Here is a 12,841-nt window from a genome sequence, read left to right on the forward strand (position 1 = left end):
CCCGACTCTCTCTTCATGCAATCATTATAAAGACTATAGATCAGAACTGTTGATGATATGAACATCCTTTTGTACAAGTTCATTTTTTATCTTCTGATAATTCTCTTTGCTTAAAGGCCGGACTGCATCATCAATCAGGAAACAACGAAATCCTTCTTTAATTGCATCTTTAATGCTGTAATAAACACAAACATCTGCTGCCAAACCGCAAAAATAAAGCTCTGATGCTTTTTTTTCACGCAAGAAACCCGCAAGTCCAATGGATGTTTTATGATCATTTTCATAAAAGCAGCTATAGCTATCAATTTCAGGATCAACTCCCTTTCTAAAAATTGCTTCTATCGGTTTTACGTCAAGCTTTGCGTGAAATTCAGCGCCGTAACTGCCCTGCACGCAATGATCTGGCCAAAGTATCTGCTCCTGGCCATTCATGCGGAGTGTATCGAACGGTTTTTTATTTTTATGATTGGAGGCGAAACTCATATGATTGGCAGGATGCCAGTCCTGAGTCGCTATCACCAAATCAAACTTGGGCGCAATTTGATTGATGACGGGGATAATTGCATTGCCTTCGGAGACTTCCAGTGGCCCTTCTGGCATAAAATCGTTTTGTACATCTATGAGGATTAAGGTCTTCATGCTTTCTTCTCTAGATGTTCCTCAATCAATTTCTGGCGAATGTGATGCAAACCCTCGCTTAAACCGACCTTATACACTTCTGAATCCTCTAGCCGTTTATACTCTTCAGGCAGGAGTGACAAGCGCTCTTGGCAGTATTGTTGAATTTCTGAAAGCGACTTGGGCTTGACTGTTCTTTCGCCGTTAGCAAAAACTTTGTTCAATACCGGCTCCAGTTTATATTGCCTGATATGCCAGCTCTGCTCTGGCTCAAACGGATGATGCATTTTATTGAATGCTTCTTCATCCTTCAAAGCCACAAGATCCATACCCGCAAACCGGTTATGTTCGTCTAACAGTCGGTAAACCTGTTTTTTGCAAGGCAAAGTAATTTTATCCGTGGTTTCAGACAGCTTGATCCTTGGCTTACCATTAGAATAGGCCAATTTGTATACTCCATCCAATGCTGCATCAGGCCTGCCGATAACCAAACTGGTTCCTACCCCAAAGAGGTCAATAGGTGCGTTTTTTTTAAGCAAATCCTGAATCGCAAACTCGTCTAATTGGTTGGAAGCTGCAATCTTGACATAATGCAACCCCGCATCATCAAGCATTTGCCGGGATTTTTTGGCAAGCTCGGCAAGATCTCCGCTATCCAGCCGAATTCCCATGAGCCTATGCCCCCTTTTTTCCATTTCTTTCCCAACCTTAATTGCATTGGGAACACCGACTTTCAGTGTGTCATAGGTATCGACAAGAAATACGCTCTCTTCTGGCCAAATTGTGGCAAAGTCCCTGAATGCATCCAATTCATTGTCATAGCTTTGAATAAAAGAATGAGACATGGTTCCTGAAACTGGAATTTGATAATCCCGACCCGCCCGCACATTACTCGTGGCATTGAATCCACCAATGATAGCTGCTCGGCTGGCGTAGTATCCCCCCACTGCCTGAGCCCTGCGCAAACCAAAATCTACCAGTTGCCTGTTCCCCGCAACTTGACGGATACGGCTTGCTTTTGTGGCTATTAAGGTTTGAAAATTCAGGACATTGAGTAATAATGTTTCAATAATTTGAGCCTCGATCAAGTTTGCCTCAACAGAGACTACAGGTCTTGTCGGGAAAACCAAATCTCCCTCTAAAGCCGCATAGACAGTGCCTTTAAAGCGAAAACCCTTCAAAAAATCAATAAAATCCGGATGAAAATGATGTTGTTTTAAAAATTCGATATCATCCGAATCAAAACGTAAGGTTTCAAGTATATTTAAAAAATCTTCAAGGCCTGCAAAAACAGCATAGCCATTATGCAAAGGCAGCTTTCGAAAAAAATAATCAAATATCGCATCATGATTGTTTTTCCCTTTTAAAAAATACACCTGCGCCATAGTCAGTTGATATTGATCCGTATATGTTGCGGTAAAGTTGAGCATATCAGGTAAACCCCATTGTGCTGGAATAATCTATAGTCGGAAGCATTTTGCCCTATTAGTCCTGCAATACCAGTATTATGGTTTAATTTTTGCTTCCTTTTCTTCTCTTGCTGTTTTGCGCTGCGTGCTGAAAGAGAAGCCAGGCGGCAAAATTAGATGAAGATACATTTTAGGTGTTTTTTTATGCTTTGGAAATGTAAGCATTGCCCTTGATATAAAATCTGAGGAGCTTCTCGGCCCACTCTTTTGCATATTCAACCCCAATTCTTGGGCGCGATTCAATGCTGAAACTGTCCTCATGCTCAGGCAATGCGATATAGAAACGGTCGCTTAATAAATTTTCATTATTTAAATTTTTATTAATTTCCATTGCCCTGCATAAACGTCCTGGGCCATTGGTTGGTTTATCGATGTTTTTAATTGGCTCCAATGCTCTGATAAGGACTGCTGCGCCATGCCCTTCCGGCTCAGTAACCACATTCAGGCAATAATGAATACCATAGATTAAATACACATATGCAAATCCAGGAGGGCCAAACATCACCTTGGTGCGATTAGTCACACCCTTTGAAGAATGGGCTGCCAAATCATGAGGGCCAAGATAGGCTTCTACCTCAACAATCTTGCCAATTCGCTCAATATGGCTTGTTTTATGAACAAGATACTTGCCCAGCAACTCTTGAGCCACAATCTCCGTATCTCGATCATAAAAATCACGGTTCAGTTTTTTCATACATCAGGCAATAGAATTGCGGGTTAGAAGAGAAATATCTGACTCTTTTTCTTGCATTTCTATTGTCATTTCTTCCACTTTTAAAAAAAGAGGGTAAATTTTTGGATTATGCTGCATGAGGCGGGAAAGGATATTGACCTTGATATTTTCCAGCAGTTTAATCTTCTCTTCGGTATCATTAAAATTCTTGATTTTCTCAATTATGTCATGTAACGCTGAGTATGGGAAAGAATGAACTTCGCTCGCGGATTTTGACTGGATATATAAATCAAACTCATTCTCTAAACGCTTAATCTCGCAACAATAATAATTCAATCGTTTTTTATCGATGACTGAAAACATAAAGCCTCTTATTTTGAACGATGTTTTTAGACTAGCACAGAATTATGATCAACAAAAGCAATGAATCAACAAATAGAACCAATAAAGCTTAATTTGTCATTTTTACATTCATATAATAAAAAATCATTTTTTTTAAAAAAAAGCTAAAGATTTGAGTTAAATTTACGATAAAAAACTCGGGTATCACAGAGGGCAAATATTATGGTTTCACGAAAGGAACAAAAGAATTCTTCCCAACACAAACAAAATCAGCCAGATTCAACAGCAGTACCAAAAGAGCTGCTAACAAGCTTAAATTTTGAAGACAGCGCAAGGCAACTCGATGAATTAAAAGCAACTATTTTTAATGCGCCTGAGTTAAACTTAAACAAAATTAAGTTTCTGAAAGAAGAAATTGCAAACGGTCGTTACCGTATTCAAAGCGATAAAATTGCCGAGAAGTTGATTGAATTTCAACTCGTTTCTCAGCCTGAGCCCGCCTAGGCCGGTTGTCATTGCCTTTTCATACAAAAGGCAATGTTTTTTACTATCGCGGCTGCATTCTCAACGCGCCGTCTAACCGTATCACTTCCCCGTTTAACATTGGGTTTGAAATGACATGAACAACCAAAGCGGCAAATTCTTCCGGTTTGCCAAAGCGCTTGGGAAAGGGAATTGTTGCTGCCAAACTCTCCTGTACTTCTTTCGGCATTCCAAGCAGCAATGGCGTTGCAATTAAACCTGGAGCAATTGTGTTAACCCGGATTCCGAATTGAGCAAGCTCTCGTGCTGCCGGCAGCGTCATTGCTACAATGCCTCCTTTGGATGCGCTATATGCAGTCTGGCCAATTTGCCCCTCAAATGCGGCGATGGAGGCGGTATTGATAATCACCCCTCGCTCTTCTGTATCAGGCGACGGATGGAGTTCAGTCATAGCCTGTGCCACAACCCGCATAACATTAAACGTTCCAACCAGATTTACATCGATGACCTGCTTAAATTCCTCCAGCGGCATTGGACCATTTTTACCCACCAGGCGTTTTGCCGGCGCAATACCTGCGCAATTAATGCATACACTTGGTATGCCAATGGCAGCGATCGTATCTTGCATTGCAAGTTCAACCTCACTGGCAGAACCCACATCGCATGCAAACGCATCAAATTCTATATTATTTGTCTTTTTATCCCAGACAACGACACGGGCGCCCAATTCGGATAGTTTTTCAGCACAGGCTTTACCCATCCCGGATGCTCCGCCTGTAATAAGCGCAATTTGGTTATCGAGATTCATAAAATTCTCCTTGTAGAATCTTCTATCTTAAAAAGGCCTGGCTCAATTTTTTAAATTCCAAAGTACCGGCTTGCTTGAGCCATTCAAAAAAAACCATTTCCGCAGTGACAAGATTTGCGCCGTTCATTTTTAAACGTTCAAGTCCAAAACGATGATCGATTTCATGGCGGCTGCTGACCGCATCAACCACAACAAAAACCTCCACACCGGCAGTCATCATATCCATAGCAGTCTGCAGGACACAGACATGGGTTTCTATACCGGCAAGAACTGCCTGTTTTTTCCCTAACTGCTCCCAGCAAGCTTGATAATTTGGCTCACGGCAACAAGAAAAGTGGACTTTATTGACGCACGTGTCACTCGTTATCAATTCACGAAGTGTTTTGACTGTGGAGCCGAGCCCTTGGGGGTATTGCTCGCTAGCCAGGACAGGTACCTGTAATTCCTTCGCCAGGCGAAGCAGCCACCCGCAGCGTGCAATCATAGCATCTGATTCCGTGACAAGAGGCGCTAATTTCTCCTGGACATCAATCAAAAGCAAACATGAATTCTCTTTTTCAAGCAGCATTTCATTCCCTGTAACAGTTAAAGAGCTATCTCACCTTAAACTTTGATTGGAGTCAATAGGGGCTGGCAAGGCTTGATTAGATGGCATAGTAAGCGGGAACAGCGGCGCACAGGTTTGCCGGATTTCTTTTATGGTTTTTAGGCTCATACAGCGATGAGCATTGCGGCTTATGGCGAGGGCTTCTTCAGCCACAAGCTGCCAAAGCGGTCAAAACTGAAAAGCCTGGTAACGATTATCCAAAGCCATCTCTTTCTCGAGTTTCGATTTGAGATTGATAAAATCCTTTGTTCTTGTTTCATATAACGCCTTTAAGGCAGCTAAATCCACCTGAACACCCCAACGGCAAGCCCCCGCAAGCCCGGTACAGGCCCTCCCCCCCATCGGCCACATGCTGGGAGTTCCTTTATATATAGCAAAATCAACCCCTAACAACGAATCCACGCCAAACCAGTTTTCATGCTTATCAGTTCTCCAATTATAATATTGCTTTGATGATTTGGGCCGCGAAGCAAATTCTGGGATAGGGTAAAAAGGCTCATTAGAGCAGTACGCAAAAACAGCATGCATGGGCAGAAGCCTTTGTGCCCCGCCAACGCCTTCTCTCCACTGTTTATCAATGGCAGACCAATCCTGAGCCACTGGTGCGTTTATCGAGTCCACCAGCATTTGCAATTCTTTAATGATGGTATTCTTGAAATCAAAATGTTTTTCAGCCACTGTTTTCCCGTTCAACCTGTAAGCAACCTGCCCTGCATTGATCTGGTTATATTGAGAAAGCAATTTTGCCAATACCTTTCTACCTTCCTTATTTCTGGGTACGCACTCAAGCATCGTTGTCCACATATGTTTATCCAAAGCCCAAAGTGCATATTCAAAAGCGCTGATCGAATCAAAGATTCGTCCGGAGCAATCCTTCACTTTGCCTCTTTTAAACATTAAACTGATGTCTTTTTTTAATATCCTGGCAACTGCTTCATATTCCCCGCGGACTACATGGTGCAATAATTTACGAACATCAATCACGGGTTTAAACAAAGCCAAATGATATTTTGATGTCTGGGCCAAGTTCGCTAAATCAGGAATTGATAAATTCTGCGCTGATTCGACCTTGAGTTCCGGAGGTAATTTATCAAATTCAAATTTGCCTTGCATATTCGCCTTATTTCCATTCATTGAAGTTCATTTAGGAAAAAATTCTACTTGAATTTTTTCCTAAATGAACTAAATAAAGAGCCTTGTTCAGAAATATTTGCATAGTCGTACTTGGCCACACCCTCTTATTTATTTTATCCTAAGAAAAATTTATAAAAATCACCAGGTCACCAAGGCAATCTATAAATTGCCTAAACGCCTGAAACTGCGTCAAATTTTATACGGCTTCAAATGCATAAATATACCAGACTTCTCTCAGGGCTTATTTTATTTATTCTAAGCTCGCAGGCTTTGCCAGATCCCTGGTTTACCGGACCTTTGCTCGCTCCCAGCGGCAAAACAATTCCTCTCGGACATTTCAACCTTGAGACCTACGGATTTTATACGCAAAACTTAGGCATGTTTAACCGCCACTGGAAACTGATTCATACCTCATCTAACTATAATATCCAACTCAATCCGCTTCTGAGCTACGGACTGGCTGACAATGTAGATGTTCAATTTAGCTTGCCCTATGTTTTCAATCATAATATGGGACAAAGCGGCAAACATATTGGTGATGTTTCCGCTTTAATTGGATATCAGGCATTGACGCAAAAATCAATCCTGCATCCTGATTTAAGAATAACGCTTCAGGAAATTTTCCCAACCGGCCGTTATAACGACTTAAACCCGACTGAATCCGGGACTGACGGTACAGGGATTGGCAGCTACCAAACTGCACTGGCTTTTAATTTCCAGCATTTATCAATGCTTGGCAATCAATATTATTTGCGAAAACGTATGAGCGTTAATTTTCTATATGCTAACGAAACAAAAATTAGAGGCTTATCAAGCTTTGGCGGCGGAGCAGGTACATGGGGGCATATTAAGCCCGGCAATCTCATGAGTTTCGACTTGGCGGGTGAGCTCAGCATAACGAAAAACTGGGTATTGGTCATGGAAGGATATTATTTTTATCGTGACGCGACTTCTTTTTCTGGCAGGCGAGGCATAAAACCTGATGGAACGCCCGCTGATATTGGCCATGGCGTTATTGAAGAAATCACCTTGGCTCCAGCAGTAGAATACAATTTTTCGCCACAATACGGGATTATTGCCGGGTGCTGGTTCTCAGTCAAAGGCCGGGAAGCGCCTGATTTTATTTCGACAGTCATCGCATTGAATGCCTATTGGTAATCAATTTGAAGTCATGCTAGCATCCCTTTTTTTTAAAAAAGGGAACATCTATGTGGTTTAACAATATATTAGTTTTTCATTATGAACTGGAGAACCTCGCCAATTTAACTGCCTCGCTAGAGGGTGATGCTTTAAAGCCGTGTCCGCCGCATGCCAGGTTTATTTATGGCTGGATTCCTCCTCTTGCTGACGAACTGGTACAAGAAGTGGCTGGCGCAAACTTGATTTGCATGGGCAAAGAAGAACGGATTTTACCCCGGGGTGTTATCAAACGCGAACTGGCCAATCGTGTACAGGCCTGGGAAACGCAGCATGGCCGCGCGATGAAGCGTGCTGATAAAGCGCAACTGGCTGAAGAACTTGAATTTGAACTGCTTCCCAAATCGTTTTGCCTGCAAAAAAAATTGCATGCGTTATTTGACCCGGTCCACAAACGGCTCATTATTAATACTGCCAGCTCCAATCAAGCCGCTCAATTAACTTCATTATTGCGCAAATCCCTTTCTGATATTCGGATTGAACCCTTGGCATATGAGGGCAATCTGGCCTTGAAGTTTGCTCATTGGATTAATCATCCCGAAACCCTGCCTAATCAATTTCAGCTTGCTTCCGATTGTTTGCTTTATTCACCGGATAACGATAAAAAAAGATTTAATTGTAAAGGATATGAACTTCCTGCAGATGAAATCTTAACTTTATTATCTCAAGGGCTTGCTGCGGCTGAAATCTCTCTGGTATGGAATGAACGAATTCAATTCACTCTAACTCAGGATCTAACTTTAAAACGTTTAAAATGCCTGGATTATTTAACAGATGACTTTAATGAAGTAAAACTTCTCGAAGAAGAATATCAGCAACAAGATGCAGCACTTGCCTTATTGTCAGGTGAACTGCGAAGTTTAATTAACGATTTGTTATTGGCGGTACAAAAAGATGATCTTGCATCATACGCCGCCCACAACAGGGTCGGCACAACATCCGTAGCCCCTATTAGCGAAGCGTAACACAAGACGAGAAGCCAACCCGGATAATGCCTGCATCAATCCGGGTTGCTAAACTGTACTTTTGAAGCAATGAATGACTATCAGTGACATTTAAGCATTTTCAATAGCCACATTGGGCGGATTGGCGTGATAAGTTGCCCGGTAAACAGCAAGTGCGTTGTTTGCTGCTTGATTCAGGCCCAATTCTTTATTTCCATGATATACAATGGCTAAAGCTTCCTGCACACTGGGAGCTTGTGGATAGGTTTTAATCAGATAATTTGCGCGTTCAATAGCTGCAACATACATTTTGCGTTGGTAATAATATCTGGCTACGTTCAATTCATGCTGGGCGAAGATGTTTCGCAAATAGATCATACGTTGCAACGCATTTGCTTTGTATCGGCTGTTGGGAAACTGCTGAATCAACGTCGCAAAGTCTGAATAAGCCTGGGATTGTGAGCCGGGATCCCGCCATGACTCATCAAGGGGTAACAAAGTGGCCAATGTACCGCGTGTCTGTTGAAAGTTTGCCAGTCCCTTCATGTAATAGGCATAATCAACATTTTTGGCACGGGGATAAAGCCTGGTATAACGCTCCGCAGTTGCGGCTGCAGAAGCATAATCGCCATTTTGATAATAGGCATAGATTAAATCAAGCTCTGCACGCTCTGCGTCATTGTTAAAAGGATACATGGTTTCGAGCGCCTCCAATCGTTTAATGGCGCTCTCATATTCTTTTTTAGCCAAATAACTTTTTGATTCTTGATATAATTGTTTTGCAGTCATTCCTTCAAAAGGATTATGCTCTTCGCCATCTTTCCATTTGGTGCACGCACCGAGCGAGAGTATTAAAATGATTGATAATAGTGGGCGAATTAACTTCATATGCATAGCACCTTTGGAAAATTATCAGCCCTACCCGCTGGTATGGAAAAATCAATTGGAATGACCAAATATTGGGTTTGCTGACTTTTGTTTTTCTTGAATCCATCTGGTTGCTGAATTCTCGCGGTATACCCACGGATTCAGCCTTGGAGAAACAATCAAAAAATCAATGGGAAAGTTGCATCAACATCAAATTTCCATCAAATCTTTTTCTTTCTCAGCCAATAAAGCATCAACTTCAGCTATGTATTTATCAGTTAACTTTTGGATGATTTCATTGGCACGCCGCTCGTCATCTTCAGAAATCTCTTTCTCTTTTACAAGTTCCTTTAGCTGGTTATTGGCGTCACGGCGAATATTTCGAATAGAGATTCGACCTTGCTCCGCTTCTCCCCGGACAACCCGAATCAAATCCTTACGCCGTTCTTCCGTTAAGGGCGGCATAGGAACACGAATCGCAGTGCCTGCTGTTGCCGGATTCAATCCCAAATCAGATTGCATAATGGCTTTTTCAATAGCTGCAACCATGGCTTTATCCCAGGGGGTAACCAAAAGCGTTCTTGGATCGCTAACGGTAATATTGGCCACCTGATTCAAAGGGGTTAAGTTGCCGTAATAATCTACTTGAACATGATCCAATAGGCTGGCATTAGCTCTACCTGTGCGAACCTTTGCCATTTCATGACGTAATGCTTCTATTGTTTTTTTCATACGCTTTTCAGCGTCACCTTTGATGTCATTGACCATGATCTGCTCCTATGATAGTTCCTACCCGCATTCCAGCTACAATTTTCTTTAAAGCGCCAGGTTCATTCATGTTGAATACCTGCAAAGGCATGCCCTGCTCCTGACATAGGCATATTGCCGTAGAATCCATAACCTGTAAATTACGAGTTAATACTTCCTGATAGGTTAAATAATCATAACGGACTGCCTTAGGATTTTTAAAAGGATCATCAGAATAAACACCATCCACCTTGGTTGCCTTTAATACAATATCCGCACCGACTTCGATCGCCCGAAGACAAGCTGCTGAATCAGTGGTAAAAAATGGATTTCCCGTACCCGCGGCAAAAATAACCACATGGCCATTTCTTAAGTGGGTAATTGCTTTGCGGCGGTGATAGGGGTCTACCACACCGAGCATGGGAATAGCAGACATAATCCGTGCTGGCAAATCAATCCGCTCCAGAGCATCGCGCAAAGCAAGTGCGTTCATTACTGTAGCGAGCATTCCCATATGATCGCCAGTGACTCGTCCCAGGCCCGCTTCTGATAAGACTTTACCGCGGAACAAATTTCCGCCGCCTATAACCATACCAACTTCGACGCCCATTTGAATCAGCTCTGCAACATCGTTTGCAATTCGGTCTAAAACTGCAGGATCAATGCCGAACTGCGCATTCCCCATAAGCGCCTCACCGCTGCATTTAAGGATGATGCGCTTATATTTAAGAGCTGGCATAGAATCTGTACTCATTATGAACGAACCTGTGCCATCACTTCTGCAACAAAATTATCTTCTTTCTTTTCTATGCCTTCCCCTACTTCAAATCGGGTAAAGCCCAATACTTCAGCATTGTTTTCCTTGAGCAATTGCCCAACCTTTTTGCCTGGATCTTTAACAAATGGCTGGCCAAGCAGGCTTACTTCATCAATGAATTTGCTGATGCGGCCTTCAATCATTTTATCGATGATTTCCTGTGGTTTTCCGCTTTCTCTTGCCTGAGCCGTAAAAATTTCACGCTCGTTTTCAATGGCTTCTGCTGGAACCTGATCACGACTGACAACCAAGGGTCGGCTTGCAGCTATATGCATGGCAATATCTTTGGCCAATGCTTCATCGCCATTTTTCAAGGCAACAAGCACTCCTATTCTATTGCTATGCAAATAATGACCAATCACATCTTCACTATGCATTTGTTCTAATCGGCGTAATTTAATATTTTCACCAATTTTAGCGATCAACTCTTGTCTTGCCTGTTCTACGGTAGAGTCTGTATCTTTCAACGTTTCATGAGCAAGCTCATCAACATTTTTAACATTGGCCTTTAATGCAGTTTCCACAGCTCGATTGGCAAATGTTGTAAAGTTATCATCTCTTGAAACAAAATCAGTTTCACTGTTTACCTCCAGCATGGCGGCATGATGTCCATCACCAGATATAGCAATAAAGATTCCTCCTTCTGCGGCAGTGCGGCCGGCTTTTTTATCGGCTTTAGACTGACCCGCTTTGCGCATTTCTTTAATGGCTTCTTCAATATCGCCATTGGTTTGTTTTAAAAATTTCTTGCAATCCATCATGCCCGCGCCAGTCAGTTCGCGTAACTTCATGACCAGGGCTGCGCTAATCGTTGTCATATTCAAATTCTCCGTCTTGATAGATTTATGGCTTTGGTTGAAAAACTGATGCGCTCATCTTCAAAATATACTGATATGATAGTTTGCAAGATGTATAATATCTTTCTATTCCAACCAGCCAAAAAAAGTATAGTACATTGGTTGACTTAGGATTAATGTCAAACCAGCAGTCTGATCCCAAGCTGCCGTTTTCTTAAGAACCGTATTAACAGTGTTCTCCGGCAGCTTATGCTTGATTGTCGACAGCAAATTCCAAAATCGAATTATTCTGCGGATCCTTCAGATCCTTTTTCCGTTGGAACTTCAATAAATTCGGCGTCAGATGCTGATTTACCAACTGTGTTGCCTTTTTGCGCGTCAATGATTGCATCGGCAACAGAGCGGACATAAATCTCGATTGCCCGCATTGAGTCATCATTGGCGGGTATCACATAATCGATATTATCTGGGTCGTTATTGGTATCAACGATGCCTATCACCGGTATTTTCAAGCGCCTTGCTTCCTCTACAGCAATATGCTCAAAACCAACATCAACTATGAACAATGCGTCCGGCAGTCCGCCCATATCTTCAATTCCGCCGAGACTGCGCTCTAGCTTTTCCAGTTCTCGATTCAGCATTAAAGCTTCTTTTTTAATCATGGTGTCAAAAACACCTTCGTCACGCATCTTTTTCAGTTCTTTCAATCGGAATATTGATTGGCGAACTGTTTTGTAATTAGTCAACATGCCGCCCAGCCAGCGGTGATCGACATAAGGCATTCCGCAACGTTTTGCGTGCTCACGAATGCTTTCCTGAGCTGCCCTTTTGGTGCCAACAAACAGGATTTTAGCCTTGTTTGCAGCCAGCCGTCCGACATAATTTAATGCGTCATTCAGCATGGGGAGAGTTTTTTCCAAATTAATAATATGGATTTTGTTTCGCGACCCGAAAATGTACTCTTCCATTTTCGGATTCCAAAACATGGTTCGATGGCCAAAATGGGCACCGGCTTGCAGTAATTCACGCATACTTACATTCATTAAAATCTCCAGGGTTGAGCCTCCACGCTTCCCATACGATACCCCAGCGGGACCCCATCGCATGTGCCGAAACGTGTGTGTCGTTAAAATGCGCACAAAGAATAGCACAAATTGCAGTTGGGCAGCAATTAATTACTGCCATTTGTGCTTGAAAATATGATACCTAAACCGCTTGGAAAATTTTTTAGAAGGTCTATACTTACGCTATCGTCAAGTTGGCTATGGGGCATGGCTCACATAACTCATGGCTGACGGCGACGCCTCTGGATTAACAACAACTCAATTTAAGGAAGAT

General features: G+C 42.4%; 14 protein-coding genes and 1 pseudogene. 3 read left to right on the forward strand and 12 right to left on the reverse strand.

Features of this window, described 5'->3' with window-relative positions; all coding sequences use genetic code 11:
* Positions 1-33: 33 nt before the first annotated feature.
* From pncA to Llon_RS04025, 4 genes are all read right to left on the reverse strand, one after another.
* Entirely contained in the window at positions 34-639 is a 606-nt protein-coding gene (gene pncA, locus Llon_RS04010; RefSeq protein ID WP_058528782.1) for a bifunctional nicotinamidase/pyrazinamidase, read from the reverse strand.
* Positions 636-2,048 (reverse strand): nicotinate phosphoribosyltransferase, encoded by a 1,413-nt coding sequence (locus tag Llon_RS04015; protein ID WP_058528783.1) that lies wholly within the window; start codon positions 2,046-2,048, stop codon positions 636-638. Before Llon_RS04015 ends, pncA begins: the two co-directional genes overlap by 4 nt.
* Before the next feature lie 181 nt (positions 2,049-2,229).
* Positions 2,230-2,781 (reverse strand): DNA-3-methyladenine glycosylase, encoded by a 552-nt coding sequence (locus Llon_RS04020; protein WP_058528784.1) that lies wholly within the window; start codon positions 2,779-2,781, stop codon positions 2,230-2,232.
* Between the two features lie 3 nt (positions 2,782-2,784).
* Entirely contained in the window at positions 2,785-3,123 is a 339-nt protein-coding gene (locus Llon_RS04025; RefSeq protein WP_058528785.1) for a hypothetical protein, read from the reverse strand.
* A 192-nt stretch (positions 3,124-3,315) separates the two neighbouring features.
* Between Llon_RS04025 and flgM the strand changes: the two are divergent.
* A pseudogene (gene flgM, locus Llon_RS04030) lies at positions 3,316-3,606 on the forward strand (flagellar biosynthesis anti-sigma factor FlgM); the annotation flags it as partial.
* Between the two features lie 43 nt (positions 3,607-3,649).
* Here the strand turns inward: flgM and Llon_RS04035 are convergent.
* The 3 genes from Llon_RS04035 to Llon_RS04045 form a co-directional block, all read right to left on the reverse strand.
* On the reverse strand, positions 3,650-4,393 hold the full coding sequence (locus Llon_RS04035; protein WP_058528787.1) for an SDR family NAD(P)-dependent oxidoreductase: 744 nt from the start codon (positions 4,391-4,393) through the stop codon (positions 3,650-3,652).
* A 22-nt stretch (positions 4,394-4,415) separates the two neighbouring features.
* Positions 4,416-4,961, reverse strand: coding sequence for an isochorismatase family protein (locus Llon_RS04040; protein ID WP_058528788.1), 546 nt, complete (start codon positions 4,959-4,961; stop codon positions 4,416-4,418).
* A 207-nt stretch (positions 4,962-5,168) separates the two neighbouring features.
* Positions 5,169-6,134: an F-box protein gene (locus tag Llon_RS04045; RefSeq protein WP_237758253.1), complete on the reverse strand. Its 966-nt coding sequence runs from the start codon at positions 6,132-6,134 to the stop codon at positions 5,169-5,171.
* Between the two features lie 210 nt (positions 6,135-6,344).
* Here Llon_RS04045 and Llon_RS04050 point away from each other — a divergent pair, with 210 nt between their 5' ends.
* Together Llon_RS04050 and Llon_RS04055 are read left to right on the forward strand one after the other, a co-directional pair.
* The gene (locus Llon_RS04050; RefSeq protein ID WP_058528789.1) at positions 6,345-7,292 is read left to right on the forward strand and encodes a transporter; all 948 of its coding nucleotides are present in this window, start codon (positions 6,345-6,347) and stop codon (positions 7,290-7,292) included.
* Between the two features lie 50 nt (positions 7,293-7,342).
* Complete coding sequence (locus Llon_RS04055) at positions 7,343-8,296, forward strand: recombination-associated protein RdgC (RefSeq protein WP_058528790.1); 954 nt, start codon at positions 7,343-7,345, stop codon at positions 8,294-8,296.
* Between the two features lie 90 nt (positions 8,297-8,386).
* Here Llon_RS04055 and Llon_RS04060 read toward each other — a convergent pair whose 3' ends face one another.
* From Llon_RS04060 to rpsB, 5 genes are all read right to left on the reverse strand, one after another.
* Positions 8,387-9,163: an outer membrane protein assembly factor BamD gene (locus Llon_RS04060; RefSeq protein WP_058528791.1), complete on the reverse strand. Its 777-nt coding sequence runs from the start codon at positions 9,161-9,163 to the stop codon at positions 8,387-8,389.
* A gap of 189 nt (positions 9,164-9,352) precedes the next feature.
* Positions 9,353-9,910 (reverse strand): ribosome recycling factor, encoded by a 558-nt coding sequence (gene frr / locus Llon_RS04065; protein ID WP_058528792.1) that lies wholly within the window; start codon positions 9,908-9,910, stop codon positions 9,353-9,355.
* Complete coding sequence (gene pyrH / locus Llon_RS04070; RefSeq protein ID WP_058528793.1) at positions 9,900-10,643, reverse strand: UMP kinase; 744 nt, start codon at positions 10,641-10,643, stop codon at positions 9,900-9,902. The genes frr and pyrH overlap by 11 nt, the downstream gene beginning before the upstream one ends.
* Positions 10,643-11,524, reverse strand: a complete 882-nt coding sequence (gene tsf, locus Llon_RS04075) for a translation elongation factor Ts (protein WP_058528794.1) — start codon at positions 11,522-11,524, stop codon at positions 10,643-10,645. The genes pyrH and tsf overlap by 1 nt, the downstream gene beginning before the upstream one ends.
* Before the next feature lie 263 nt (positions 11,525-11,787).
* Positions 11,788-12,546, reverse strand: a complete 759-nt coding sequence (gene rpsB / locus Llon_RS04080; RefSeq protein ID WP_058528795.1) for a 30S ribosomal protein S2 — start codon at positions 12,544-12,546, stop codon at positions 11,788-11,790.
* Positions 12,547-12,841: the final 295 nt, after the last annotated feature.

This window comes from Legionella londiniensis, assembly GCF_001467825.1.
Classification (GTDB): domain Bacteria; phylum Pseudomonadota; class Gammaproteobacteria; order Legionellales; family Legionellaceae; genus Legionella_A; species Legionella_A londiniensis.

Bases quoted from the DNA above. Each gene is read 5' to 3' on its own strand.
- pncA (WP_058528782.1), bottom strand. From the start codon at position 639: ATGAAGACCTTAATCCTCATAGATGTACAAAACGATTTTATGCCAGAA.
- Llon_RS04015 (WP_058528783.1), bottom strand. From the start codon at position 2,048: ATGCTCAACTTTACCGCAACATATACGGATCAATATCAACTGACTATG.
- Llon_RS04020 (WP_058528784.1), bottom strand. From the start codon at position 2,781: ATGAAAAAACTGAACCGTGATTTTTATGATCGAGATACGGAGATTGTG.
- Llon_RS04025 (WP_058528785.1), bottom strand. From the start codon at position 3,123: ATGTTTTCAGTCATCGATAAAAAACGATTGAATTATTATTGTTGCGAG.
- Llon_RS04035 (WP_058528787.1), bottom strand. From the start codon at position 4,393: ATGAATCTCGATAACCAAATTGCGCTTATTACAGGCGGAGCATCCGGG.
- Llon_RS04040 (WP_058528788.1), bottom strand. From the start codon at position 4,961: ATGCTGCTTGAAAAAGAGAATTCATGTTTGCTTTTGATTGATGTCCAG.
- Llon_RS04045 (WP_237758253.1), bottom strand. From the start codon at position 6,134: ATGAATGGAAATAAGGCGAATATGCAAGGCAAATTTGAATTTGATAAA.
- Llon_RS04050 (WP_058528789.1), top strand. From the start codon at position 6,345: ATGCATAAATATACCAGACTTCTCTCAGGGCTTATTTTATTTATTCTA.
- Llon_RS04055 (WP_058528790.1), top strand. From the start codon at position 7,343: ATGTGGTTTAACAATATATTAGTTTTTCATTATGAACTGGAGAACCTC.
- Llon_RS04060 (WP_058528791.1), bottom strand. From the start codon at position 9,163: ATGAAGTTAATTCGCCCACTATTATCAATCATTTTAATACTCTCGCTC.
- frr (WP_058528792.1), bottom strand. From the start codon at position 9,910: ATGGTCAATGACATCAAAGGTGACGCTGAAAAGCGTATGAAAAAAACA.
- pyrH (WP_058528793.1), bottom strand. From the start codon at position 10,643: ATGAGTACAGATTCTATGCCAGCTCTTAAATATAAGCGCATCATCCTT.
- tsf (WP_058528794.1), bottom strand. From the start codon at position 11,524: ATGACAACGATTAGCGCAGCCCTGGTCATGAAGTTACGCGAACTGACT.
- rpsB (WP_058528795.1), bottom strand. From the start codon at position 12,546: ATGAATGTAAGTATGCGTGAATTACTGCAAGCCGGTGCCCATTTTGGC.